This window comes from Aeromicrobium sp., assembly GCF_047607065.1.
Lineage (GTDB): Bacteria > Actinomycetota > Actinomycetes > Propionibacteriales > Nocardioidaceae > Aeromicrobium.
The window spans coordinates 25,401-51,367 of record NZ_JASGDU010000016.1 but is presented as its reverse complement, the minus strand read 5'-3'; the positions used below and the strand labels follow the sequence as shown (position 1 = coordinate 51,367).

22 protein-coding genes, 1 tRNA gene and 1 pseudogene are annotated in these 25,967 nt (G+C 69.4%); 5 read left to right on the top strand and 19 right to left on the bottom strand.

What is annotated here, in order from left to right:
- The 3 genes from QM597_RS02395 to QM597_RS02385 all read right to left on the bottom strand — a co-directional run.
- Positions 1-755 (bottom strand): BsuBI/PstI family type II restriction endonuclease (locus QM597_RS02395; protein WP_415003270.1); only part of this gene is annotated, 755 nt, incomplete at its 3' end.
- Positions 752-2,227: an Eco57I restriction-modification methylase domain-containing protein gene (locus QM597_RS02390; RefSeq protein WP_415003273.1), complete on the bottom strand. Its 1,476-nt coding sequence runs from the start codon at positions 2,225-2,227 to the stop codon at positions 752-754. The genes QM597_RS02395 and QM597_RS02390, both read right to left, overlap by 4 nt.
- 68 nt (positions 2,228-2,295) lie before the next feature.
- Positions 2,296-3,012: a hypothetical protein gene (locus QM597_RS02385; protein ID WP_415003269.1), complete on the bottom strand. Its 717-nt coding sequence runs from the start codon at positions 3,010-3,012 to the stop codon at positions 2,296-2,298.
- Positions 3,013-3,391: 379 nt separating this feature from the next.
- On the opposite strand from QM597_RS02385, the pseudogene QM597_RS02380 reads away from it, so the two are divergent.
- Positions 3,392-4,477, top strand: a pseudogene (locus QM597_RS02380) (recombinase family protein); the annotation flags it as partial.
- 538 nt (positions 4,478-5,015) lie between these two features.
- On the opposite strand, the gene QM597_RS02375 reads toward QM597_RS02380, so the two are convergent.
- From QM597_RS02375 to QM597_RS02360, 4 genes are all read right to left on the bottom strand, one after another.
- Positions 5,016-5,088 (bottom strand) — tRNA-Ala (locus QM597_RS02375).
- Between the two features lie 114 nt (positions 5,089-5,202).
- A complete protein-coding gene (gene rsfS, locus QM597_RS02370) occupies positions 5,203-5,556 on the bottom strand; it encodes a ribosome silencing factor (RefSeq protein ID WP_415003268.1) in 354 nt (117 codons plus the stop codon).
- The gene (nadD, locus tag QM597_RS02365; protein WP_415003267.1) at positions 5,553-6,191 is read right to left on the bottom strand and encodes a nicotinate-nucleotide adenylyltransferase; all 639 of its coding nucleotides are present in this window, start codon (positions 6,189-6,191) and stop codon (positions 5,553-5,555) included. Before nadD ends, rsfS begins: the two co-directional genes overlap by 4 nt.
- Before the next feature lie 2 nt (positions 6,192-6,193).
- Entirely contained in the window at positions 6,194-6,337 is a 144-nt protein-coding gene (locus QM597_RS02360) for a hypothetical protein (RefSeq protein WP_415003266.1), read from the bottom strand.
- 195 nt (positions 6,338-6,532) lie between these two features.
- Between QM597_RS02360 and QM597_RS02355 the strand changes: the two genes are divergently transcribed.
- The gene (locus QM597_RS02355) at positions 6,533-7,198 is read left to right on the top strand and encodes a hypothetical protein (RefSeq protein WP_415003265.1); all 666 of its coding nucleotides are present in this window, start codon (positions 6,533-6,535) and stop codon (positions 7,196-7,198) included.
- Between the two features lie 57 nt (positions 7,199-7,255).
- Here the strand turns inward: QM597_RS02355 and QM597_RS02350 are convergent, their stop codons facing one another.
- The 8 genes from QM597_RS02350 to QM597_RS02315 form a co-directional block, all read right to left on the bottom strand.
- Entirely contained in the window at positions 7,256-8,515 is a 1,260-nt protein-coding gene (locus QM597_RS02350; RefSeq protein ID WP_415003264.1) for a glutamate-5-semialdehyde dehydrogenase, read from the bottom strand.
- A 30-nt stretch (positions 8,516-8,545) separates the two neighbouring features.
- Positions 8,546-10,057, bottom strand: a complete 1,512-nt coding sequence (locus tag QM597_RS02345; protein ID WP_415003263.1) for a LuxR C-terminal-related transcriptional regulator — start codon at positions 10,055-10,057, stop codon at positions 8,546-8,548.
- Positions 10,058-10,122: 65 nt separating this feature from the next.
- Complete coding sequence (gene proB, locus QM597_RS02340) at positions 10,123-11,223, bottom strand: glutamate 5-kinase (RefSeq protein ID WP_415003262.1); 1,101 nt, start codon at positions 11,221-11,223, stop codon at positions 10,123-10,125.
- Positions 11,220-12,788, bottom strand: coding sequence for a GTPase ObgE (gene obgE, locus QM597_RS02335; RefSeq protein WP_415003261.1), 1,569 nt, complete (start codon positions 12,786-12,788; stop codon positions 11,220-11,222). The genes proB and obgE overlap by 4 nt, the downstream gene beginning before the upstream one ends.
- A 97-nt stretch (positions 12,789-12,885) precedes the next feature.
- The gene (rpmA, locus tag QM597_RS02330; RefSeq protein WP_415003260.1) at positions 12,886-13,140 is read right to left on the bottom strand and encodes a 50S ribosomal protein L27; all 255 of its coding nucleotides are present in this window, start codon (positions 13,138-13,140) and stop codon (positions 12,886-12,888) included.
- Between the two features lie 11 nt (positions 13,141-13,151).
- On the bottom strand, positions 13,152-13,457 hold the full coding sequence (gene rplU, locus QM597_RS02325) for a 50S ribosomal protein L21 (protein WP_415003272.1): 306 nt from the start codon (positions 13,455-13,457) through the stop codon (positions 13,152-13,154).
- Positions 13,458-13,848: 391 nt separating this feature from the next.
- Entirely contained in the window at positions 13,849-16,185 is a 2,337-nt protein-coding gene (locus tag QM597_RS02320; RefSeq protein WP_415003259.1) for an Rne/Rng family ribonuclease, read from the bottom strand.
- Between the two features lie 308 nt (positions 16,186-16,493).
- Complete coding sequence (locus QM597_RS02315; protein ID WP_415003258.1) at positions 16,494-17,210, bottom strand: TIGR03936 family radical SAM-associated protein; 717 nt, start codon at positions 17,208-17,210, stop codon at positions 16,494-16,496.
- A 48-nt stretch (positions 17,211-17,258) separates the two neighbouring features.
- Here QM597_RS02315 and QM597_RS02310 point away from each other — a divergent pair, with 48 nt between their 5' ends.
- Positions 17,259-18,467, top strand: coding sequence for a CynX/NimT family MFS transporter (locus tag QM597_RS02310; protein WP_415003257.1), 1,209 nt, complete (start codon positions 17,259-17,261; stop codon positions 18,465-18,467).
- A 13-nt stretch (positions 18,468-18,480) separates the two neighbouring features.
- On the opposite strand, the gene QM597_RS02305 is transcribed toward QM597_RS02310, so the two are convergent.
- Positions 18,481-20,409, bottom strand: coding sequence for a TIGR03960 family B12-binding radical SAM protein (locus QM597_RS02305; protein WP_415003256.1), 1,929 nt, complete (start codon positions 20,407-20,409; stop codon positions 18,481-18,483).
- A gap of 50 nt (positions 20,410-20,459) precedes the next feature.
- Between QM597_RS02305 and QM597_RS02300 the strand changes: the two genes are divergently transcribed.
- A complete protein-coding gene (locus tag QM597_RS02300; RefSeq protein ID WP_415003255.1) occupies positions 20,460-21,104 on the top strand; it encodes a hypothetical protein in 645 nt (214 codons plus the stop codon).
- Between the two features lie 125 nt (positions 21,105-21,229).
- Here the strand turns inward: QM597_RS02300 and ndk are convergent, their stop codons facing one another.
- The 3 genes from ndk to QM597_RS02285 are packed head-to-tail and all read right to left on the bottom strand — an operon-like array spanning position 21,230 to position 23,336.
- Positions 21,230-21,637 (bottom strand): nucleoside-diphosphate kinase, encoded by a 408-nt coding sequence (ndk, locus tag QM597_RS02295; RefSeq protein WP_415003254.1) that lies wholly within the window; start codon positions 21,635-21,637, stop codon positions 21,230-21,232.
- 5 nt (positions 21,638-21,642) lie between these two features.
- The gene (locus tag QM597_RS02290; RefSeq protein ID WP_415003253.1) at positions 21,643-21,999 is read right to left on the bottom strand and encodes a DUF4233 domain-containing protein; all 357 of its coding nucleotides are present in this window, start codon (positions 21,997-21,999) and stop codon (positions 21,643-21,645) included.
- Complete coding sequence (locus QM597_RS02285; RefSeq protein WP_415003252.1) at positions 21,996-23,336, bottom strand: bifunctional folylpolyglutamate synthase/dihydrofolate synthase; 1,341 nt, start codon at positions 23,334-23,336, stop codon at positions 21,996-21,998. The genes QM597_RS02290 and QM597_RS02285 overlap by 4 nt, the downstream gene beginning before the upstream one ends.
- A gap of 151 nt (positions 23,337-23,487) precedes the next feature.
- On the opposite strand from QM597_RS02285, the gene QM597_RS02280 reads away from it, so the two are divergent.
- Positions 23,488-25,665, top strand: coding sequence for an MMPL family transporter (locus QM597_RS02280; RefSeq protein ID WP_415003251.1), 2,178 nt, complete (start codon positions 23,488-23,490; stop codon positions 25,663-25,665).
- Positions 25,666-25,967: the final 302 nt, after the last annotated feature.

Here is a 25,967-nt window from a genome sequence, read left to right as displayed (position 1 = left end):
GGGCCGTGGGAGCTGGCGGCTTCGAGAAGCACGAGCCAGTTGCGGTCTGGTAGGTAGATGACGAGGTCGGGCATCTTGCCGTGCTCGTCAACCTCTACGTTGAGCGACGCGAGGGTATCGCGTTCGAAGAGCGCCCACTTGTCGCCTGCGTCGCCGATGTAGAGGACCTGTCCACCGGGGGTGAAGCGCGGGCAGAAGTCCTCGACCATCGCCTTGAGGAGGACGTTCTGGCCGCCCGGCGTCAGGGTGAAGACCGATCCATCGGCTAGGGTGAGCGGGATGCGATCCATCTCGCGCGCTGCTGCGTACCGGGCCTTGAGGCCGGGCAGCTCGGTGAGGTACCGATCGACAGCGGACGGCCACTCGTCGGTGTCGTACGTGCGCAGAACGTCCAGCGCTTCGGCTGTGACTTGGTAGTTCCACTTTGGCGAGTTGACAGGGCGTTGCGGCTCATCGGGGTTCTGCACGACGAGCTGCGCTTCCACAAACTGATGCAGCGTGAACCGCCGAACCGTTTCACGGGTGTTCGGCGCATAGTCCTTGCCGTACTCGTCGCGGATGAAGTCCATGATCGCGCGCGTGCCGAGCATCGGATTGGCAGCTTCGGCCCAGGACTCGGAGGGGGTGAGTTTCAGGAGCGCTAGCACCACGAGCGCTGATCGTTCGTTGCTGCGCTCGGCATCCATACCGAGCGTTTCAAGAATGATCCGAGCATCCTCCACGCGCTCATGGGCGGCGTCGTTCAGCTCGCTCACGCCGCGATCAACTCCTTGACCAGGGAGTCAACCTCCGACTGGGACGCGACGGAGTTGCGTCCCAGGTCGCGCAGTGCGTCGGCGGTGGGGAACCGGAGGGTTCGAAGGTCGGTGGCGTTGACCTGGGTGTGACCGGAGAACGTGCGGAAGAACTTGTCGATGACCGACGAGTTGAGCCACACAACGATGCCTTTGGCAAGGTCCTCGTCCATACCGTGCCCGCCGATGTGGAAGACGTTGAGGTGGTTCTCGAACGCCACCTCACCGGGGTTGTCCAGCGGCGACCAGACCGAAGCAACGATTCGTCGGCGTTCCTCCTTCGCGCTGAACCGCTTGACAACTGCGTACCAGCCCTCCGGCAGGAGCATCCCACGATCCTTGTCGTCAGTCGGGTGGAACCACTGCGGCTTGCGGATTTCTCTCGGCCAGACCACACCGCCGTCTCGAAGGTTGCCTGGATAGATCAGCGGTACAGCGCCAGGCTGCTCGACAGCACTGAGCGCATGGCGCGACCGGAAATCGACCACGCGACCGGTTGAGACTTGCACACCGAGATCGGTCAGGGAACAAGGCTGAGAAAGCACAACCTCGGCGACCGCCGTGTCGTCGGCGTCGGTCGCAAGCCGGATGAATCGGTTGGGATCGTTTGGGAAGACGACTTGCTCGTACGCGACGGGACGGGTTGAGACATCGTCGGTGTGGTCACGGCTGACGGAAAGCTCGACAACACCCGAGGCCGCGCCGCGCGTTCCAGCGAAGATCACGTTCTCCTGGAGGACGTCGGTGTCGGCGAACACCGTGGAGCGGGAGTCGAAAACGTGCACTCGGTCGAGAGCGATCGAGTCGAGCAGGTGAGCACGGAACGCGCCGAAGTACGGGCCGTTGAAGAACGAGCGGGGAGTGATCGCCACCACTTGCCCACCGATCCTGAGGGCAGCGACAGACAGGGAGAGGAACGCAGCGTACAGGTTCGGCGCATCGACACCGGCGGCACGCATGGCCGTCCGATGCGCGCTCGATACCGCAAGCTTTCCGTACGGAGGGTTCTCGATCACGAGATCGAACTGGCCGTCGAGGTGGAGCGAAGCATCCAGGCCGACGGAGTCGAGAATGAAGTCCGCTTCGACTGCCTTGGCGTGGACTCGGCCACCACCCGCTTGCTCACATGCCGTAAGCGTTGCCCGGAGGCTTGGCAGGACGAGAGGGTCGCGCTCGACCGCGACGATCTCAATCGACAGCTCTGGCTGTTCTGTGAGGGCGCGGCTGACGAGTGCGGCGGCAAGCACGCCTGAGCCTGCGCCTGGGTCGAGCACACGCAACGTCCCGCGCTCGGGCAGGCGGGGAATTGAGGCGATCAGCTGCGCGGCAACTGCGGGCGTGAAGAACTGCCCAAACTCGCTCTGCGTGCGCGCATCAAGCCCACCGAGGGCGGCGACTCGCTCGCTCTCGGCGACGCTCAGCAGGTCCACCATCAACACCCTCCCATCGTATCCGGGGCCACTGACACGCCGCCGGGAACACGCAGACCAGGCGAGCAGTCCTACGACTGATCGTTGACCGTGCGGTGTTCGAGGGCTTCGTGCAGGCTCCTTGCGTGTTGGCGGAGCCTCTCGAACTCCGGCTGGCCGGGGTCGTACTCCTTGCGGCTGCGGTCTTGTACAAGGACAGCGAGCGTCCAGATCACTCGGATCATCGCGTCCTCGTCGGCCAGTACCGACTTGATGCAGTCGATTCGCGGGTGGGGTACCTCGATGCGGCGTTCCCGGACGTCTGTGACCACGCGCTCGACCACCTGAACCTTGGCAGCCCCGTCACGGCGAGCGCGGCGGTTTTCGTACGCGGCCTTCCGGCAAGCAGGGGAACAGTAGATGCGCGGCCTGCCCGTCGGCTTCACATCCTTGAGCTTGCTGCCGCAGCGCGCGCACTTCGTCGGCAGTTCAACCGTGCGCGAAACGCGGGTGGTGCGGTCGAGACGCCGTTGCCTGGCCTTATGCAGTTCACGGAGCCTGGCCGCCTCGTGTGGGCGAAGCTCACTGAGGAGCACGATCAGACGTTGCTCCATAGCCCGTTGCCCGGGCCGTTCGAGGTCGTCGCTCTGGACGGCGAAGAACCTATCGAGTACCTGGCTGTTCAGGGTGGGGATCGCCGCCGTGGCTTCCAGGAGTTCGGCTTCATCGCCGGATTCGAGAGCGGCGAGCCAACGCCGGTAACGGGCATCGAACTCTGCCTCGTCGGGGTCATAGCGTTTGAGAGCCATGTTCTACGGTACGTCGGTTTCGTCACCGACGTAAGTGGCGAGTCCTTGATGTGCAAGAGGCGTGTCGTCTCTGGGGGGAACGATCTTGAAGCAGAGTTTCGTGCATCGTGCGGGCGGGCGTGCACCTGTCCTTCATGGCGAGCGAGACGAGGAATCTACGGCTGCGGGTGACGCGGCGTGATGAGCCTGACCTGGGCAAGCTCATCGAGTGGGTGCTCGGCATCGCCGAAGCCCGACACCGCGCCTGGGTCGCTGGTGAGCCCGACCCCTACAGCCTCCCGCCGCCAGAAGGCCTCGCGGAGGCGCCCTTGCCCCTTCGGTTTGTCAGGGGTGCGCGAGAGAATCGAGACCAAGCACCACACCCGCAAGGAGGCCCACCATGAGCACCACAGTCACCACCGACACTGCCGTTGAGGCGGACGCCCCGGTGCTGCTTGCGGTGTCCTACCTGCGTGTCTCGACGCGGGAGCAGGCCGAGCGTGGCGGCACCAACGAGGGCTTCTCCATCCCCGCGCAGCGTGAGGCGAACGCGAGGAAGGCCGACGAACTCGGGGCACGGGTCGTGCGGGAGTTCGTTGACGCGGGCGAGTCGGCACGCTCGGCGGATCGTGACGGGTTGCAGGACATGCTCGCGTTCATCGCCGCGTCCCAGGTGACGTTCTGCATCGTGCATAAGCTCGACCGGCTCGCTCGCAACCGGGCTGATGATGTGAAGATTCACGAAGCGCTCCTCGCAGCGGGGGTGACCTTGGTGTCGGCAACGGAGTCGATCGATCAGACGCCGTCGGGGATGCTTGTCCACGGGATCATGTCGTCCATTGCGGAGTTCTACAGCCGCAACCTCGCCACCGAAGTCACCAAGGGTCTGACGCAGAAGCTCGCTCAGGGTGGAACGCCGATGCGCGCCCAGGTCGGCTACCTCAACGTGCGCCAGACCGACGATGCGGGCCGCGAGATGCGCACTGTCGAGGTCGATCCCGAACGTGCACCGCTGATTCGGTGGGCGTTTGAGACCTACGCCAAGGGTGAGACGTCTGTCACCGGGCTGTTGCGCGACCTCACGGCCCGCGGGTTGACGACGGTGCCGTCTCCGAAGCGGCCGTCGAAGCCGCTGGGGAAGAACACGCTCTACAAGCTGCTCACAAACCCGTACTACGCGGGAGTGATCCGCTACAAGGGAGCCCTGCATCCCGACGCACACGAGCCGCTGATCGAGCCCACGCTGTTCGATCAGGTGCAGTCGCTGCTGAAGGCGCGTAACGCCAGGATGACCCGGCATGTGCAGCACGTGCACCACCTGAAAGGGCTGCTGCACTGCGGAAGTTGCGGGTCGCGGATGCTGCTGGACTTCGCAACGAATCCGCGCGGCACGACCTACGCCTATTTCATCTGCTCCGGGAGAGCCGCGAAGAAGACGACCTGCACCCGCCGGGCCGTGCCCGTCCAGGTCGCCGAACGACTGGTCGAGGATTCGTACAGGGGCATCACGATCAGCGAGGCCGACTACCTGCACCTCGCCGCCGAAATCGATGCCGCGTTCGATGAGCGGAGCGCCGGACGGGATCAAGAGTTCGCCGACCTCACGGCCAACCGCGCCGGGCTCGAAGCAGAGAGCGACAAACTGCTGGCCGCGCACTTCGCCGACGCCATCGACCTCTCGACGTTGAAGCGGCATCAAGACCGCATCCGCTCAGGACTCGCCGACATCGAACAGCGCCTCACCCATCACGACGAACACCACACCGGGGCGCGGGCGTTCCTCCACGACTCGCTGCGACTCCTCACCGACGCACACCGGGCGTATGCGCACTCGGACGACGGGAACCGCAGGCTCGCGAACCAAGCGTTCTACGACCGGCTGGAGATCAGCGAGGACGAGCAGCTACGTCCACGACTCACGGAACCGTTCAAGACGATCATCAACGAGGCCGTCGTGGACAGGGAAGCCAAACGGGAACACTCAACATCTTCCGATGTCGCGTGTTCCCGTAAGGCACTTTGGGTGGAGCATAGGGGATTCGAACCCCTGACCTCTTCCATGCCATGGAAGCGCGCTACCAACTGCGCCAATGCCCCGTAGTGGGAGTGGCCCGAAGGCCGATCACCGATCCTAGAGCACGCCGCCCCGACACGTCACATCGGGTCGGCATCGGCCCGTCGGCACCTGCCATCGGGCGACCCGCCGCTCGCTCATGTGGTGGGGACCTCGGGACAGTCGCGCCACAGCCGCTCCAGCGCGTAGAACTCGCGCTCCTCGACGTGCTGGATATGTACGACGATGTCGGTGAAGTCCAACAGGATCCAACGCCCCTCGCGGGAACCCTCGCGTCGCACCGCCTTGGCCCCGTGCTCGCGCAGCCGGTCCTCGACCTCGTCCTGCACCGCGCGCGCCTGCGGCGGACTCGTCACCGAGCAGATGACGAAGACATCGGTAATGTACAACTGCTCGGATACGTCGAAGGCCCGCACATCCGTACCGGCCTTCTCGGTCGCGGCCTCGGCGGCGAGGCGGGTCAGCGTCAGGGCGAGGTCCGAAGCGGTCATGGCGTCCCTTGGTCGGTCGGGGTGTAGAGGCGGTGCTTGCCGATGTACTGCACGACGCCGTCGGGCACGAGGTACCAGACGGGCTGGCCGCTGCGCACCCGGTCGCGGCAGTCGGTCGAGGAGATCGCCAGCGCCGGGATCTCCTCGATGGTCACCCGGCCGACCGGCAGCGCGGCGATCATGGCCTCGTCCAGGTCATGTCCGGGCCGGGTGCAGGCGACGAACTGCGCCAGGTCGAACAACTCGTCGTGATCGCGCCAAGTGAGGATCTGCGCCATCGCGTCGGCACCGGTGATGAAGAACAGGTCCGCATCGGGGTACCGGCCGACCAGATCGCGCAGCGTGTCGATGGTGTAGGTCGGGCCGTCGCGGTCGATGTCGACGCGGCTGACCTCGAACCGGGGATTGGCCGCCGTCGCGATGACCGTCATCAGATAACGATGCTCCGCCGGCGACACGTCGCGCCCGGCCTTCTGCCACGGCTGGCCGGTGGGCACGAAGACGACCTCATCGAGGCCGAAGGTCGCCTGGACCTCGCTGGCCGCCACGAGGTGTCCGTGGTGGATCGGGTCGAAGGTGCCGCCCATGACGCCGATCCGGCGGCGTTCGCCGGCACCGGGCGTCGGCTGACTCACGCTCAGGTGTGCTCGCGGCCCTTGCCGAAGGCGAGCAGGATCAACAGCAGCAGGATGAGGATGCCGAGCGCCACGCCACCGATGACGTAGGGACTGACGGCAGCCTCCTCGGCGTGCTCGGCCGAGGCGAGAATCGTGGTCAGCATGGGGTCAACCTACCAGCGCACGTGACCGTCGCTCTCGACGACGTACGTCGTGGTCGTCATCTCCTGCAGGCCCACCGGCCCACCGGCATGCGGTTTCCGCGTCGAGGTGCCGACACCGGCGCGAGAGAGAACCCCGCACGAGGCAACCGGCCGCTTTCATCGGCGGATGCCGGCGGTGCTGATTAGGCTCCTGCCATGAAGCGCACGGCAGCGATCCTGATCGGCACCGCGCTCCTGTTCGCCGGTGCCTGCGGCTCCGGCGGCGACTCGGCGATCGAGAACCTCCCGCCCGACGAGATCGGCCACCTCTCCACAGACCGTCTCCTCGACATCGACCAGTTCACCGTGAGCGGCGAGATGGTCGATGACGGCGAAGAGATGGAGGTCGCCCTCTCCTACGACGGCGAAGACGGCCACGGCCTCCTGACCATGGGCGACGTGGAACTCGAAGTGCTCCGAATCGGCGGCAGTTCCTACCTCCGCGGTAACGAGGCGTTCTGGGACCGCGAACTCGACCACGTCTCACAGGCGTTCATGGAGACCGTCGGCGACCGCTGGATCGACGTCACCGGTGAACCGGACATGGAAGACCTCACCGACCTGGCCGACCGTGACGCCTTCGTCGATAAGGCCCTCGAACTGAAGGGAGAGGTCACCGCCGGCGACACCCGGAAGATCGCCGGCGTCGAATGCCTCGAGCTGAGCGGGGGCGGGCGCCTTCTCTGGGTCGCACTCGACGACGCTCGCCCGATCATGCTCGGGACTTCCGGCGAGGAGGGCGACGACCTCACCTTCGGCTACGACGACGCCGACATCCCCGAGGCTCCGACAGGTGACGAGGTCGCCCGCTGGGCGAGCTGATCGCCTCCGCGCATCACCGTCCCGCGACTCTGGCGCACTCGGCCGAGGCGCCGTCCATCAGCGCACGTGGCCGTCGCCCTCGACGACGTACGTCGTGGTCGTCATCTCTTGCAGGCCCATCGGGCCGCGGGCGTGCAGCTTCTGGGTCGAAATGCCGATCTCGGCGCCGAAACCGAACTCCCCGCCGTCGGTGAACCGGGTCGAGGCGTTGACCATGACGGCGGCCGAATCGACGCCCAGGGTGAAACGACGGGCCGTCGGTGCCGAGGCGGTGACGATGGCCTCGGTGTGTCCCGAGGAGAACCGCCGCACGTGCGCGATGGCGTCGTCCACGGAGTCCACGACGCGCGCGGAGATCTCCAGGTCGAGGTACTCGGTCGCGTAGTCCTCGTCGGTCGCCGGCACGACCGCCGGATCGGCGGCCTGGAAGGCAGCGTCGCCGTGGATCAGGACACCGTGCTCGCGCAGCGCCGCGACGGCTCGCGGCACGAACTCACCGGCCACGTCGCGGTGCACGAGCAGCGACTCGGCGGCATTGCAGACGCTCGTGCGATGGGTCTTGGCGTTGACGACGATGCCGAGGGCCATGTCCAGATCGGCATCGGCGTCGACGTAGACGTGACAGTTCCCGGTGCCGGTCTCGATGACGGGCACCGTCGACTCCTCGACCACCGCGCGGATGAGGCCGGCGCCGCCGCGAGGGATCACCAGATCGACCAGGCCGCGGGCGCGCATCAGCTCGGTGGCCGAGGCGCGGTCGTCGCTGGGCAGCAGGCTGATGAGGTCGGCGGGCAGTCCCGCGGCCTCGACGGCCCCCCGCATGACGTCGACGATCACCGCATTGGACTGGGCCGCCGAAGCCGACCCGCGCAGCAGGACGGCACTGCCGGCCTTGAGGCAGATCGCCGCGGCGTCGGCGGTGACGTTGGGGCGGCCTTCGTAGATCATGCCGATGACGCCCATCGGCACACGGATCTGCGTCATGCGTAGACCGTTGGGCAGCACCGAGCCGCGCACGACCTCGCCGATGGGGTCGGGCAGCGCCGCGATGTCGCGCACCCCCTGGGCGAAGGCGGCGACTCGGCCGGCGTCCAGGCGGAGCCGGTCGATGACGTGCTCGCCGGTACCGGCCTCCCGCGCGGCGGCGACATCGGCGGCGTTCGCCTCGACGATCCGGTCGGTGGCGGCCACCAGCGCCTCGGCGGCCGCGATGAGGGCGGCGTCCTTGACCGCGCGGGTGGCCGTGGCCAACGGGATCGACGCCTCGCGCGCCCGCCGGGCAGCCGCATGGACCTCGTCGCGCATCTGCGTGCTCATGCCCCGATCCTAGGAGGCCGAGGCCGCCGCTCAGGCGCGCAGGGCGGCGGCGACGGCGGTCCGGGAGTCGACGCCAAGCCGGTCGAAGACGGCAGTCAGGTGCTTCTCGACGGCCTTGACGCCGATGCCCAACGCCTCGGCGATCTCGCCGTTCGTGCGTCCCTGCGCGACGAGTCCGGCCACCTCCGCCTGTCGCGGCGTGAGCGCCGTCGCCGCTCCTGCCGACACCTCCGGCACCCCCATCGGCACGACCCGTGCCAGGTCGACGCGCCTCGGCGCGGCCAGCAGTCGCAGCACCGTCGAGATGTCGCGCTCCACGGTCTTGACCGAGATGCGCAACACCTCGGCGATCTCTCGATTACGCCGCCCGAGGGCCGCGAGCCGGGCGACGATCTGCTGGCGGGCAGTGAGCCGATCCCAGCCGATGCCGGGCACCGGTCGCGGCACCGCGCCCAACCGGGTCAGTTCGCCGACGGCCCAAGCGGTGACGTCCTGCGGCCCGGCCCGGCTCGCATCGCGCGCGGCCTCGGCCGGGACCTCGCTGCCCTCGGCGCGCGCGACCGCCTGCAACAGGGCGGCCCGGATCACATACAGCTCGCCGCCGACGTCACCGGCCCGGTTCCCGGAAGCCTCTGCCTGTGCCAGCGCCATCGGCGTGTCTCCCAGGACCACCGCCAGGCGCGCCCGCGCGCGATGCAGGGCCGCTGCGGCCATCGGATGCGCCTCGACGTCGAGCCGGTCGGCGATGGCGACGTACTCGGCGGCCACCGCCACCTGGGCCGTCGCCAGGGACCCCTCGACCATGACGTCGATGGCGTAGGCCCGCGCGAACAGCGGCAGGTCCGGCAGGCCGCGGCCGCCGCAGGAGGTGAAGAGTAGTTCGGCTGCGGCCGTCGGCCGGCCCGCCCCGCTCAGCGACAGCGCCGCGATCAGGTAAGTCATCTGCTCGGCGAACGTCGCCGGACGAGGCACCCGGACCCGCAGCGACTCCGCCCACGTCTCGACCCGTTCGACGTCCCCGGCGAAGGCCGCAGCCATGCATTCGACGGACTCCACGACGAGCAGCGGGGCCGCCCATCCCTGGCGGTGCGCCCGCTCGCGCACCCGCGCGGCCTCGGCCAGCGATTCAGGCAGCCGCCCGAGGAACACCAGTGCCCGCGCCCGCACGAGCCGGGCCGTGAGGCTCCAGACCGACGCCGCAGGGAGGGCGTCAACGGCGGCCGCCGCCAGCTTCTCCGACTCGGCGACCAGCCCGGCGGTCATCGCAGTCTCCGCGCGCAGGTAGCGGACGAAGGCCGCGGCATCGGGGTCCTGCGGCAGGGGACCGGATAGGTGCCGCGGCGCCCGCGCCAGGCAGGCCGACTCGACCAGATCGCGCACCGCCACGGCCACGGACTCCGCACCGACCGACTCTCGTGGCAGGGCGGCCACGGCCTCCCGGTAGCGCCGCGCCAGCAGGAGGGCGTAGGGCCATTCGGGTCGCTGCACGTCGGCCGCGCCGACGACCCCGCCTAACAGCGCACGCACAGGCAAGGGGGTCACGACAGCAGCGTAGTGCGGCGGCCTGCCGTTCCTCGCGGGTCCTGAGGTGCCTCGAAGGGCGCACCTCAGCCAGCGGGCTGGCCGAGCAGCATGAGGTCGTCGCGGTGGACCACCGTGCGGTCGTAGTCCGGACCCAGTTCGGCGACGATGTCGTCGGTCGAGCGGCCCAGCAGACCGGGCAGCTCGTCGCTGTCGAAGTTCACCAGGCCCCGCGCCACCACGGCACCGTCCGGCCCGAGCACGTCGACGGGATCACCCGCGCTGAACTCGCCCGTGACCCCGGTGATGCCGGCCGCCAGCAGCGATGCCCCCCGGTCGGTCAGCGCCCGCACCGCACCGGCGTCGAGCCGTACCGCGCCCTTGGTCTGGCTAGCGTGCGCGAGCCACAGCAGCCGCGACGGACGGCGCTTGCCGGTCGGGGCGAACCGGGTGCCGACCGGCTCCCCGCCCAGCGCCGCAGCGGCCCGTCCCGCGCTGGTCAGCACGACGGGGATGCCCGCGGCCGTGGCGATGCGCGCCGCCTCGACCTTGGTCACCATCCCCCCGGTGCCGACCGCCGAGCCGACCCGCGCGATGTCGGCATGTGCCAGATCGGCCTCCGAAGCGACCTGCTCGATCAGCCGCGACCCCGGTTCGGACGGATGCGCGGTGTACAGGCCGTCGACATCCGACAGCAGCACGAGCAGATCGGCCTGAACCAGGTGGGCGACGAGCGCGGCCAGCCGGTCGTTGTCACCGAAGCGGATCTCGCTCGTGGCCACGGTGTCGTTCTCGTTGACGATGGGAACGATGCCGAGTTCGAGCAGCTTGGCAAAGGTCTGGTGGGCGTTGCGGTAGTGCGAGCGGCGGGTCACGTCGTCGACGGTCAGCAACACCTGCCCGACGGTCAGCTCGCTGCACGCGAAGCGCGCCGAATACTGCGCCATGAGCGCGCTCTGCCCGACGCTGGCGGCGGCCTGCTGCGTGGGCAGGTCGCGGGGGCGCTCGGGCAGTCCCAGCGGACCGAGGCCCGCCGCGATGGCACCGGAACTCACCAGCACCACGTCGTCACCGCGCGCCCGTACCGCCGCGACGGCATCGACCAGGCCCTCCAGTCGTTCGGGGTCGATGTGCCCGTCCGGCGTGGTTAGCGACGACGAGCCGACCTTGACGACGATGCGGCTCACTGGTCCGCCTCGTCGTACTCCTCGTCGAGGCGGTGTCCTGAGCCTGTCGAAGGGTCGAAGTAGTCGTCGTCGGACTGCGTGGCCCGCAGCTCACGCGCCTGCGCCTCCTGCGCACGCTTGGCAGCCAGCTCCTCGCGGCGCGCGCGGTTGGTCCGGCGGTCCGACGGATCAACGCGCAAGTCACCGCCCCGTGGGCCGAGTACTTCGGCTCCCACGGGCGTCTGCGGATCGAAGTCGAACACGACCGCGCCGTCGTCGTCGGGACCGCTGCCGCCGATGATGACGTCGTCGCCCTCCTGAGCACCGAGCTTCAGCAACGTGTCCTCGACGCCGAGCCGGTTGAGCCGGTCGGCGAGGAAGCCGACGGCCTCGTCGTTGCTGAAGTCGGTCTGACGCACCCAGCGGGCCGGCTTCTCGCCGCGCACGACCCACTCGGGGGCGTCCTCGGGGCCGCGACGGATGATCGTGAACTCCTCGCCCACGCCGGCCTCGGCCTGGGGCCGCAACACGATACGGGTCGGCGCGGCCTCGGGGGCCTCCGCGCGGCGGCGCGCCACGAGGTCGGCCATAGCGAAGCCCAGTTCGCGCAGGCCCGCATGGCTCGCGGCGGACACGTCGAAGACCCGCAGTCCGCGAGCCGTCAGGTCCTCGCGCACGAAGGAGGCGATCTCGGCGGCGTCGGGCACGTCGGTCTTGTTGAGCGCCACCAGCCGCGGCCGTTCGAGCAGGTCGGTGTCGGTGGCCTCGGCGTAGCGGGCCAGCTCGGTCTCGATGACGTCGAGGTCGCTCAGCGGGTCGCGGCCCGGCTCGACGGTGGCGCAGTCGATGACGTGGACGAGCGCGGCACACCGCTCGATGTGCCGCAGGAAATCGTGGCCGAGACCCTTGCCCTCGCTGGCACCCTCGATGAGACCGGGAACGTCGGCGACGGTGAACGTCACCTCGCCGGCCGTCACCACCCCGAGGTTGGGCACGAGGGTCGTGAAGGGGTAGTCGGCGATCTTGGGGCGCGCCCGCGAGAGGGCCGCGATCAGGCTGGATTTGCCCGCGCTCGGGAAGCCGATCAGGCCGATGTCGGCGACGACCTTCAGTTCGAGGGAGACCGTGCGCTCCTCGCCCGGCTCGCCTTTGAGCGCGAAGCCGGGCGCCTTGCGCTTCGAGGAGGCCAGGGCCGCGTTGCCCAGGCCGCCGCGTCCGCCGGCGGCGATGACGACCTCGGTGCCGACGCCGACCAGATCGGCCAGCTGCTCGCCCGTCGCGGCGTCGATGACCACGGTGCCGTCGGGGACGGGCAGTACGAGATCGGCTCCGCTGGCACCGCTGCGGTTCGAGCCGGCCCCCGGAGCGCCCTTGCCGGCGGCCCGGTGCGGCTCGTGGTGGTAGTCGATAAGCGTCGTGACGTCGGCGGCCACCCGGAGGATGACGTCACCGCCGTGCCCGCCGTTACCGCCGTCGGGGCCGCCGAGCGGCTTGAACTTCTCCCGATGCACCGAGGCGACGCCGTGGCCGCCCGCACCGCCGGCGACGTGCAGGGTCACCCGGTCGATGAAACTGGGAATGGCCATCGGTCAACTCCTGGGGTCGTGGCTCGGAAATGACGACAGGACGGCCCGCGCGAAGGCGGACCGTCCTGTGTCGGAGAACTTCTGCGTCAGCGCCGTATCACTCGGCCGGGACGATGTTGACGACCTTGCGGCCGCGCTTGGTGCCGAACTCCACGGCACCGGCAGCGAGGGCGAACAACGTGTCGTCGCCGCCGCGGCCCACGTTGGTACCGGGGTGGAAGTGCGTGCCGCGCTGGCGGACGATGATCTCGCCGGCGCTGACGACCTGGCCGCCGAAGCGCTTGACGCCGAGCCGTTGAGCGTTGGAATCGCGGCCGTTCTTGGTGGACGCCGCGCCCTTTTTGTGTGCCATGTGTCAGATCCTCACTTGATCCCGGTGATCTTGACCTGGGTGTACTGCTGGCGGTGACCCTGGCGCTTCTTGTAACCGGTCTTGTTCTTGTACTTCTGGATGACGATCTTCTTGCCCTTGGTGCCACCGAGCACCTCGGCCGTCACGTTGACCTTGGCCAGCGCGTCGGCGTCGGCCGTGACCGAGTCGCCGTCGACCAGCAGCACGGCCGGGAGCGAGACGGACTCGCCGGCGCCCTGCGCCACCTTGTCGATCTCGATGACATCGCCGACAGCCACCTTCTGCTGGCCGCCGCCACTGCGCACGATTGCGTACACCACGGGAAATCCTTCGTCGAAAGCCTTGCGGGAATGATGCGCGTGGGCCGCGCACCGACATCGTTGGGGGTGCAGCGCAGGAGAACCCGCACGCACACCGACGGCCCAGTCTACGGAGGCCGACCCCCGTCGGTCAAAACGGGGTGGGCCGAATCGCTCCCACCGCGAACAGTTCACGGCGCTCAGTGATCGCGCGGATAGGCGGAACCCGGTCATTGAGGTGCGAACTTGCGACCCGGTCCCTGAGGTGCGAGGGCGCCCCGCGCCCGAGCCTCGAAGGGACGTTGCGTTGGCTCATTTCGAGCCTCCGCTCGTTCCTCGCTACGCACCTCAACGAGCGGGCGGTACCCGGTCCCTAAGGTGCGAGGAGCCTCGAAGGGACCCAGCGGGCCTACTGGAGCAGGTCCTCGGCCACCGGGGGCGGCGGGGGCGGAGGCGGGGTCGACCCGGCGGCCGGCTCGGTCGTGGGTGTCTCGGACGGGGCCTCCGGCTCGTCGGCGGGGTCCTTCGTCGCTGCGGCCTTGTTCTGCTGCTTGTTCTGGCCCTGCTTGCCCTGATTCTGGCCGCCGTTGCCGCCCTTGTTGCCCCGGCCACCGCGGTTACCTCGGCCACCGCGCCGGCCGTCATCCTTCTTCGGCTCGATCGGCTCGGCCTGGATCTGCACGCCACGGCCCTTGCAGTGCTCGCACTCGGTGCTGAACGCCTCCACCAGGCCCGTGCCGATCCGCTTGCGGGTCATCTGCACCAGACCCAGCGAGGTCACCTCGGCCACCTGGTGACGGGTACGATCGCGGCCCAGGCACTCGACCAGCCGGCGCAGAACGAGATCGCGGTTGGACTCCAGAACCATGTCGATGAAGTCGATAACGATGATGCCGCCGATGTCGCGCAGCCGGAGCTGGCGCACGATCTCCTCGGCCGCCTCCAGGTTGTTCTTGGTGACCGTCTCCTCGAGATTGCCGCCCGAACCGGTGAACTTGCCGGTGTTGACGTCGACGACCGTCATCGCCTCGGTGCGGTCGATGACGAGCGATCCGCCCGACGGCAACCAGACCTTGCGGTCGAGGGCCTTGTGGATCTGCTCGTCGATACGGAACTCCGCGAAGGCGTCTGCGGCAGTGTCCTCGCCCGGCTCCCAGCGGTGCAGCCGCTCGGCCAGGTCCGGTGCCACGTGGTTGACGTAGCCGGAGATGTTGTCCCAGGCGTCACGCCCCTCGACCACGAGCGAGGCGAAGTCCTCGTTGAACAGGTCGCGGATGACCTTGATGACCAGGTCCGGCTCGGCGTACAGCAGCTCGGGGGCGCGGCCGCCTGCGGCGACCTTGCGCTCGATGTCGTCCCAGCGCGCCTTGAGCGAAGTGACGTCGCGGGTCAACTGCTCCTCGGTGGCCCCCTCGGCGGCGGTGCGCACGATGACCCCGGCTTCCTCCGGCAGCACGCCCGACAGCAGCGTCTTGAGCCGCGCGCGCTCGGTGTCGGGGAGCTTGCGCGAGATGCCGTTGTTCTGGCCGCCGGGTACGTAGACCAGGAAGCGGCCCGGCAGGCTGATCTGGCTGGTGAGCCGGGCCCCCTTCTGGCCGACCGGATCCTTGGTGACCTGCACCAAGATGACCTGGCCGGGCGTCAGCGCCTCCTCGATCTTGCGCTGCTTGCCGCCCGCGAGAGCCGACCAGTCGACCTCGCCGGCATACAGCACGGCATTGCGGCCCGCGCCGATGTCGACGAAGGCGGCCTCCATGCTCGGCAGCACGTTCTGGACCTTGCCCAGGTAGACGTTGCCGATGAGCGAGGTCTGCGACTCCCGTGCGACATAGTGCTCCACGAGGACCTTGTCCTCCAGCACGGCGATCTGCGTGTAGTCGTCGTGCTGGCGCACGACCATCGAGCGGTCGACCGACTCGCGGCGCGCCAGGAACTCGGCCTCGCTGACGATGGGCGCGCGGCGGCGGCCGGCCTCCCGGCCCTCGCGGCGGCGCTGCTTCTTGGCCTCCAGACGGGTCGAACCGGTGACGCCGGTGATCTCGTCCTCGGCGCTGCGGCCCTCGCGGACCTTGACCACGGTGTTCTCCGGATCGTCGGTCGAGGTGTTCGAGCTGTCCCCGGCCCGGCGACGGCTGCGGCGACGGCGGCTCGTGGCCGATCCGCCGCCTTGGCCGGCTGCCTCGTCGTCTTCGCCGTCGTCGGCGGTGTCCTCATCTGCGGCCTCGTCGGCCACGGTCTCGTCGCCGCCCTGGCCGCCTCCGGCCTTGTTACGGCGACGGCGACCGCCACGGCTGCGGCGGCGGCGCTTGGCGGCTCCGTCGTCGTCGGCGTCCTCGGACTCGTCGGAGTCACCGGATTCGGCGGCATCGCCGTCGGCGTCGGTATCGCCGTCGTCCTCGTCTGCCGGGCGGGCCGGAGCCAGGCCCGCAGGCGGTGCCTGGAATAGCAGTCCGCCGAGGGGGGCCGCGACGGCAGGGACGTCCTCGACCGAAGGCTCTTCGACCGTGGACTCTTCGGCCTGCGGCACCTCGGTCTCGGTGTCCTCGGCCTCGTCGCCGGTGACATCCTGCGGCTCCGGGGTCGTCACGACGCTGCCGGGGACCGCGAAGATATCGCCGCTGACGGCGGTCGGCGGACCGGCGGGCCTCCCGGCCGCGCGACGGCGGGGCCGGCGCGTGGTGACGGCGGGCGCCTCGCCTTCAGCAGGGGTCGCGTTGGTGGCCGGAGTCGAGTCCTCGTCGAGCATGTGCTCTCCATTCACCTCGACGGCCGCAGCCGCCGAGGAGTGTCACGCCCACCGCGAGGCGGGCTACAAAGTCTGGTGCGAAATCCGGCCGCCAAGCCGGACGGGCGGCGTTCGGGCCGTCAGGGTGCTGAATCCACCGCCGCGGTCGTCACCTGGTGGGTGCGTCGCGGTCGAGGCGGGGGCCATCACGATGCTGGTCCGGCGTGCCGTCCCGGTCGAACAGCGTCGGTGACGCAGGAACGACCGAAGGCCAGTATCGCACAGCCACCGGCCCGACACCTGCGTGTCACCGAACTCGGCTACCTGGCCTACGCCAGCGGATCGGCCACCCGGCCATCGTCGAGCGGCCCCTGCTCGATGCGTGTCGCCACCGGAGCGCCCGGAATCTCAGCCCCGAACTGGCGCAGCGACGCCACCACGTCGTCGGGCCGGACGGTGGGCACGGTGGCACGGACGACGGCCGAGATCTGCTCGCCGGACGCCTCCAGCCCGACCACGGCCGCCCGGACGTCGATATCGCGCAGACCCCGCTTGGTCATGCGCTCGACGGCGACCTCGGCGGCCGCGAGGAAGGCCCCGGCCGCCGCCTCGACCCCTGAAGCCCCCGACAGCTCGATGCGCCACAGCGAGGCCTCCAGCCGGTCGGCGAGGCTGCCGCCGCCCTCGGGCGCGGGAACCACCGCCACGACGTCCAGGCCCGGCGGCAGCGCCGCATCCAGGCTCGCGCGCACCTGCTCGGGGTCGCACACCCGTGTCAGCCCGATCTCCAGGAACTCCGCCTCGCTCGCGGCACCCGTGGGCGCGGCGTTGGCGTAGGAGATCTTCGGATGCGGGGTGAAGCCCGAGGAGTAGGCGATGGGGACCCGCGCCCGGCGCACCGCGCGCTCGAAGGCACGGCCGAAATCGCGGTGACTGGTGAACCGCAGCCGCCCCCGCTTGGCGTAGCGCACGCGGAGCTTCTGCACGATGGGCAACTGCGGATTGGGGGCCTCCGGATTGGGGGTGCCCTCGAGGGTCGTGCTCACACTGTGGAGCCTACCGACGGCTCGTGGCACGGGGCGCACAATGGTCCGGTGCCCGACGCCCCCAGCCGCTCCGGACGTCTTCTGGTCGGAGCGGCGATCATCCTGCTCGCCCTCAACCTCCGCGAGGCCGTCAGCAGTGTCGGTGTCCTGCTGAACGCCCTGCGCGCCGAGCTCGGCATGAGCACGACCGTCGCCGCCGTGCTGACCTCCTTGCCCGTGGTGTGCTTCGCGGTCTTCGGCGGCACGACACACGGTCTCGTGCGACGCGTGGGCCTCAACCGTTCGGCCGCCGCGCTCCTGACCATCGCAGCGCTGGCCCTCGGCCTGCGCGCCGTGGTCGACGACCAGTTCGTGTTCATCTTCGCCTCCGCCGTGGCACTCAGCGCCTGCGCCGTCGGCAACGTCATCCTGCCGGCACTCACGAAGGCGCACTTCCCCGACCGTGTCCCTCTGATGAGCGCCGCGTACGGAGCCGCGATCATGTGCGGCGGGGCGATCGGATCGGTGGTGTCGGTGCCGATCGCCGATGCGTTCGGCAGCTGGCGTGCCGGAATCGGCGTCTGGGCCCTCCTGGCGCTCGTCGCCGCACTGACCTGGCTCAGATTCCTCGGCCGTGACGTCCACGTCGATCCGACGGCTCCGACGCATCTGCCGTTGAGGGTCCTCGCTCGGTCCCGCCTCGCCTGGGCCGCCGCCTTGTGCTTCGGCTTCCAGGCCGCACAGGCCTACGCCCAGTTCGGCTGGTTCCCGGCGATCCTGACCGACGGCGGGTTGTCCCGGGGCGAGGCCGGAGTCATGCTGGCGGTGATCGGCGCCGTCGGCATGCCGGTGACCCTGTCCATGCCCCTGCTGGTGCGCTGGGCCGGCGATCGGCCGATCCTGCCGTGGTCGTTCGCGCTCCTCACGATGAGCGGCTGGGTCGGGGTGTTGACCTCCCCCACGGACGTCACCTGGCTGTGGGCGGTGCTCTTGGGCGTCGGCGGATGCTCGTTCACCTGGACCTTGACGATGCTCGGCCAACGAACCCGGACCCCGGACGGCACCGCAGCCTTGTCCAGCTTCGCCCAGGGGCTCGGCTACGTGGTGGCCGCCCTCGGTCCTCTCGGGGTCGGCGTCCTGCACGACGTCACGGGCGCGTGGACCGCATCGGTCTGGATGCTGCTGCTCGGCACGCTCCTGATCGGCTTCTTCGGGACGATCCTCAATCGCGACGTCTATCTCGAAGACACCCTCCCGCCCCGCGATCCGCGCGCCTAAAGATGCGTGCGGGTCAGACCACGGACAGCGGCAACAGCTTCTTGCCGGTCGGGCCGATCTGGATCTCGGTGTTCATCTCGGGGCAGACGCCGCAGTCGAAGCAAGGGGTCCACCGGCAGTCCTCGACCTCGACCGGATCGTCGGCCAGCGCGTCCTGCCAGTCCTCCCAGAGCCAGTCCTTGTCCAGGCCGGAATCGAGGTGGTCCCACGGCAGGATCTCCTCCGGACCGCGCTCGCGCGTGGTGTACCAGTCCAGATCGACGCCGGTGCCGGCCAGCGCCTCGGCGGCCTTGGTCTCCCAGCGCTCGTAGGAGAAGTGCTCGCTCCAGCCGTCGAAGCGGCCGCCGTCGCGCCAGACGGCCTCGATGACCTGGCCCACCCGCCGGTCGCCGCGCGAGAGCAGTCCTTCGACGATGCCGGGCTTGCCGTCGTGGTAGCGAAAGCCGATGGCGCGGCCGTACTTTTTGTCGGCCTGCACCGACTCGCGCAGCTTGCGCAGGCGCGCGTCGGTCGTCTGGTGGTCGAGCTGCGCGGCCCACTGGAAAGGCGTATGCGGTTTGGGCACGAAGCCGCCGATGGAGACCGTGCAGCGGATGTCCTTGCGCCCGGAGACCTCACGGCCGGTGTCGATGACCCGCTTGGCGAGTTCGCCGATCTGTAGGACGTCCTCGTCGGTCTCGGTCGGCAGGCCGCACATGAAATAGAGCTTGACCTGCCGCCAGCCGTGCGAATACGCCGCCGCGACGGTGCGGATCAGGTCCTCCTCACTGACCATCTTGTTGATGACCTTGCGCAGCCGTTCGCTGCCGCCCTCGGGGGCGAACGTCAGTCCCGAGCGGCGGCCGTTTCGGCTGAACTCGTTGGCGAGGCTGATGTTGAAGGCGTCGACGCGCGTCGAGGGCAGCGACAACGAGGTGTTGGTGCCCTCGTAGCGGTCGGCCAACTGGGTCGCGAGCTCGCCGATCTCGGAGTGGTCGGCGCTCGACAGGCTCAGCAGGCCCACCTCGTCCAGGCCCGACTGCTCCAGACCATTGGCGACCATGTGACCGATGCTCTGCAGCGACCGCTCGCGCACCGGCCGGGTAATCATTCCGGCCTGGCAGAACCGGCAACCGCGCGTGCAGCCGCGGAAGATCTCGACGCTGTAGCGCTCGTGGACGGTCTCGGCCAGCGGCACCAGCGGCGTCTTCGGATACGGCCAGGAGTCGAGGTCCATGAGCGTGTGCTTGGCGACCCGGTCCGGTGCGGCCGGCTCGGTCACGACGATGGCCTCAATGTGCCCGGCATCGTCGTAGGCGACCTCGTAGAACTGCGGCACGTAGATGCCGCCGGTGGCCGCGAGGCGGCGCAACAGCTCGCGGCGGCCGCCGGGCGAACCCTCCTGCCGGAACTCGCGCACGATGTCGCTGATCGCCAGCACGATCTCCTCGCCGTCGCCGAGCACGGCCGCATCGATGAAATCGGCAATCGGCTCGGGGTTGAACGAGGCGTGGCCACCGACCAGGACAATCGGATCGTCGTCGGTGCGGTCAGTGGCGTGCAACGGGATGCCGGCCAGGTCGAGCGCGGTCAACAGATTCGTGTAGCCGAGTTCGGTGCTGAACGAGACGCCCAGCAGGTCGAAGGCCCTGACCGGGCGGTGTCCGTCGACGGTGAACTGCGGGATCGCGTTCTCGCGCATGACCTGCTCCATGTCGGAGAAGACCGCATAGGTGCGCTCGGCGAGGATCCAGTCGCGCTCGTTGAGGATCTCGTAGAGGATCTGAACACCCTGGTTCGGCAGGCCGACCTCGTAGGCGTCCGGGTACATTAGCGCCCAGCGCACCTGCACCGCATCCCAGTCCTTGAGCGTCGCGTTCAGCTCTCCGCCCACGTACTGAATGGGTTTGCTCACCTGGGGCAGCACCGGCTCCAGGCGGGAGAAGAGCGACTCGACGGGCATGGTTCAAGCCTAACGGCCCGCGCGGCGACGGCGGTGTCTAGAGTCGGCGCATGGGCCTGTTCACGAAGAAGACCCACCCGCTGACCGTCGGGTACCGCTCCGTAGCGACCGACGGGGGTCCCGACCAGGTGTTGACGATGACGAACAACACCGACAGCGACCTGGTGCCGATCCTGCGGCTGCGACCCCTGGACCTGCGCGGCCGGGAGTTGCCGCTGACCTCCGTCCGGTCGGTGCAGGGCATCACCCGTGGCCAGGTCGTCGTGCCGGCACACTCCTCGACCCGCGACGTCCTGCGGTTCGACGGGCCGGGCTGCCGCCAGGTGCATTTCGTCGACACCGAGGTCGTCGACCTGATCGAACTGGACCCGCCCTCGGAGCTGCCGATCACGCCGACTGCGGTGATGGTGAATCTGGACAAGAAGTTCGTCGGCGACCCGGCCGACTTCTGGGGCATCGGTCTGGCCAACGACAACGAGGCCGAGATGCGGGTCCGGGTGAGTCTGCTCGAACTCGAGCCGCCGCACACCGACAAGCGGCTGCGCGAGGCACCGCGCCAGGCGGTCGATTGGGTCAGCCTGGAGGGCGACGTGCTGCTCGGCCCGCGCGACAACGACGTGGTGTGGCTGCCCGACGACCTGCGCGGGAAGTACCACGCGGTCATCGGATCGGTCGCCGCCCCACCTCTGGACTGAAGGCGCACCCCGCTCATTGAGGTGCGTAGGCCGCCTGCGGCCGAAGCCTCGAAATGAGCCACCCCAGCAGGCTTCGAGGCTCGTCGCAAGCTCCTCGCAGCTCAGCCAGCGCGAACCCCGACCCCCTACAGGTTGGGGAACCAGAGGGCGATCTCGCGGGCGGCGGACTCCTGCGAATCCGAGGCGTGGACGAGGTTCTCGCGGTTCGACAGCGACAGGTCGCCGCGCACGGTGCCGGGCGCTGCCGCGCGGCCGTCGGTGGCACCGTTGAGGGTCCGTACGACGGCGATGGCCTCGTCGCCTTCGAGGACGAGCGCCACGAGCGGCCCCGACACCGCGAACTCGCGCAGCGGCGGATACCACGACTGCGCGACATGCTCGGCGTAGTGCGCGTCGGCCATGTCCGCGTCGATGGCGCGATGCTCCATCGCCACGATGGACAGGCCCTTGGCCTCGTAGCGGCCGAGGATTTCACCGACCAGTCCGCGGCGGACAGCGTCGGGCTTCAGGAGAACGAGCGTGCGTTGCGTCATGCGGCCTAACCTACCGATCCGTCGTCCGCCTCGGCGGCCCAGCGGGCCTTGTCGGCGTCGATGGCCCCGCCCAGGAAGAAGGCCCCGAGCCACAGGCCGGCGAACAGCCCGCCCACGAAGTACATCGCCGGGGTGAGCAGACCCAGCGCGACGGCGGCCACCTGGAGTCCGTGACCCAGCCACAGGCCGCCGGGGCGGCGCAGCATCCCGGCGACCAGGAGGCAAGCGACCATCAGCCCCAGGCCGACGGACAACGCTAGCGATTTATCGATATTTTCCACCGCGATCATCACCGGCGTCGACAGCCCGAGCAGGATCGCCTCGAAGCACAGCATCGCCGCGCACAACCGTATCCGGGTCACGCCGCACCTCCCCCGAGCAGGAGGGTGCGGGCCTCGCCGACGGTCACGACCGAGCCGGTCACGAGCACGCCGCCACTGCCGATGGCGTCCTCGAAACCCTCCAGCGCCTCGGCCAGCGCGATACCCCGCTCCAGCGCATCGTCCAGGCGCGCGACCACCGTCACGCGGTCCTCACCGAGCAGATCGGCGGCGATCTCCCCCAGTTCGGCTGCGGGCAGGCAGCGGTCGGAGGAGTTCTGCGTACACACCAGGTGCGCGGCAACACCGTCGAGGGCCGCCACGATCTCGTCGACGTCCTTGTCGGCCATCACCGCCGTCACCACGATCAGCGGGCTGAAACTGAACTCCTCGGCCACCGCCGCCAGGCACGCCGCGATGCCGTGCGGATTGTGCGCCGCGTCCAGCAGGACGGTCGGGCTTCGGCGCACGACCTCCAGGCGTCCCGGCGAGGTGACCGAGGCGAAGGCCTGCCGCACGATCTCGCCATCCAGCTCCCGCCCGCCCAGCAGCGACTCGACCGCCGCGAGCGCCAGAGCGGCGTTGCGTGCCTGGTGAACGCCGTGCAGCGGAAGGAAAACGTCCTCGTACAGGCCCGACAGCCCCTGCAGGTCCAGCTGCTGCCCGCCCACTGCGGCCAGCCGCGCGGCCACCCCGAAGTCGACGCCCTCGCGGGCCATCGGCGCGCCGACCTCGGCGGCCCGGCGTCCGATGACGTCCAGCACGCCCGGCTCCTGCTGGGCCAGCACCACCCGCGAGCCGGGCTTGGTGATGCCGGCCTTCTCGTGGGCGATGTCCTCGGGCGTGTCGCCCAGGTACCGGCGGTGATCGACGGCGATGGGCGTCAGCACGGCAACGTCGGCGTCGGCGACGCTCGTCGCATCCCACGCACCCCCCATGCCGACCTCGACCACGGCAACATCGACCGGAGCGTCGGCGAAGGCGGCATAGGCCATCGCGACAAGCATCTCGAAGAACGACAACCGATGCGGCTGGGCCTCGTCGACGATCTGCGCATACGCGGCGATATCGGCAAAGGCGTCGACGAACGCCTCTTCACCGACCGGCGAACCGTCGAGGCTGATCCGTTCGGTCATCGACTGCAGGTGCGGGCTGGTGAAGCGTCCCGTACGCAGGTCGAGCGCCCGCAGCAGCGCGTCGATCATGCGGCTGGTGGAGGTCTTGCCGTTGGTGCCGGTCAACTGCACGACGCGATAGGCGCGCTGCGGATCGCCGATCAGCTCGCACAGCGCGGCGATGCGGTCGAGCGACGGCTCCAGGCGGGTCTCAGGCCAGCGGCTCAGCAGAGCGCGCTCGACCTCGGCGTAGGAAGGTCTCATCCCCTCCAGTATCGAGGCCGGGCACCAGCGCCGACACAGCGGTGCGGGCCGGACGCCTCAGGGTCCGCTCCGTGATCTCCCCTATTGCGCCGACCAGCGCCCCTGCGACATGGTGACTGCCAAGCACCCGTCACGAGATCGAGGACTCCCCATGAACCGCCAGCCGACCGGATGGATCACCCACCGACCGACGAGGTGGATCGCCTGCGTCCTCACCCTGCTGCTTGTCGGTGCCCTGGCCTCGCTGGGCGGCAAACTGACCGGCGCCCAGGACAACGACGTCGCCAACTGGCTGCCGGCCCAGGCCGAGTCCACTCGGGTCATCGAGAAGGCCGGGGAGTTCGTCAACGACGACGACGTACCCGGCGTCGTCGTCTACGCGCGCGACGGCGGCATCACCGCCGAGGACATCGTCACCCTCCGCAGCGCGCTGCTCGAACTCAGCCAGATGGACGACGTCGTCGCCGTCGTCTCCCCCGCCTTCACCGCGCTCTCGGCCGACGAACTCGCGACGCTGCAGAGCGCACCGGCCGAGGCCATCTCCGACGACCTGCTCGACCGGCTCACCTCCGGTGACGGCGAGGCCGTCCAACTGATCGTCACCTACCGCATCAACGACACCGACGGCTTCATGGCGCTGCCCGATGCCGTCGACGCCATGCGCGAGGTCGTGGAGTCCTACGCCGGCGACGGGCTGCACGGCTATCTCGGCGGGCCGCTGGCCTTCGGCGCGGACCAGGCCACCGCGTTCTCCGGCGTCGACGGCATCTTGTTGGCTGCGGCGCTGGGGGTCGTCGTCATCATGCTGCTGCTCACCTATCGCAGCCCGTTCCTGTGGCTCATCCCGCTGTTCTGCGGCGGCATCAGCGTCTTCGCCGCCGAGGGCGTGGTCTACCTGCTCGCCGAGTACGCCGACCTGACCGTCAACGGGCAGAGCGCGGGCATCCTGGCGGTGCTGGTACTCGGCGCGGGCATCGACTACGCCCTGCTCCTGGTCGCCCGCTACCGCGAGGAGTTGCGCCGCTACGAGAACCGCTTCGAGGCGATGGGACACGCCCTGCACCGTGCCGCCCCGGCCATCCTCGCCAGCGGCGCGACGGTCATCATCGGCCTGCTGTGCCTGAGTTTCGCCGACCTGAACTCGACCTCGGGACTGGGTCCGGTGTCGGCGGCCGGCATCACCGTGGCGCTCGTGGTCATGCTGCTCCTGCTGCCGCTGGTACTCGTCGCCTTCGGCCGGTGGGTGTTCTGGCCGTTCATCCCGCGTTTCGGCCCAGAACAGGCCGAAGGCACGGGCCTGTGGGGGCGCGTCGGCACGCGGGTCGCCCGACGCCCGCGAGCCGTCTGGGTGGTCACCACGGCGGTGCTGCTGCTGGCCTGCGCGGGCATCGGCCAGTTGAACCCCGGCTTCCTGTCGAATGCCGACACCTTCACCACCGAGCAGCCGTCGACGGTGGCGGACCGGGCCATCGGCAAGCACTTCCCGGCCGGCGAGGGTTCCCCGCTGCAGGTGATCGCCCGCGCCGACCACGCCGAGCAGGTCGAGGCCGCGCTCGACGGGATCGACGGCCTGGAGCCGGCCGAGCAGGGCAGCACTGTCGAGCAGGGCGATCTGGTGTACCTCGAGCGCACCATGAGGGCTGCGGCGGACTCCGAGGCCGCCTACGATCTCGTCCGCGAAGCCCGCGACGCGGTCCACGGCATCGACGGTGCCGAGGCCCTCGTCGGCGGCCAGTCGGCGATCAACCTCGACATCACCGACGCCTCGGCCCACGACAACCGGCTCATCATCCCGCTGGTCCTGCTCGTGGTTCTGGTGATCTTGATGATCCTGCTGCGTGCCCTGCTCGCGCCGGTGATCCTGCTGGGGACCGTGGTGCTCTCCTTCGGCGCGGCCCTCGGGCTGAGCGCCCTGGCTTTCCGGCACCTCTTCGGCTTCGCGGGCACCGATACGGCCTTCCCGCTGTTCGCCTTCGTCTTCTTGGTGGCGCTGGGCATCGACTACAACATCTTCTTGATGACGCGCGTCCGCGAGGAGGCGCTGCGGATCGGCACCCGGCGCGGCGCGCTCGTCGCGCTGGCGGCGACCGGCGGCGTCATCACCTCGGCGGGCCTGGTGCTCGCGGGCACCTTCTCGGTGCTGGCGACGCTGCCCATGGTGTTCCTGGCCGAACTCGGTTTCGTCGTGGCGCTCGGGGTGCTGCTCGACACGATCATCGTGCGCTCGGTGCTCGTCACGGCCCTCAACCTCGACCTCGGCCGCGCAATGTGGTGGCCCAGCGCCCTGTCGCGCGCCGACAGCGACGCCGGGGAAACTCAGCATCCATGACAACTTTGCCATCGCGGCTCAGAGGTTCCGCAAAGAGGCCCGCCGGCTGAGGTGCGCCCGTCGAGGTGTGCTGCGCCGCACCTCAGGGACCCGGCACCACCCCGGTCCCTGAGGTGCGTAGGCCGCCTGCGGCCGGAGCCTCGAAGGGACCCCACCACGGCAGGCTTCGAGGCTCGTCGCAAGCTCCTCGCACCTCAGCCAGCGGGAAACCCGGTCTCTAAGGTGCGAGTTTGCGAGCCTCGAAGGGCGCTGCGCACTGGGGGGTACCTCCCGCTTACGGGGGACAATGAGCGGCATCGACC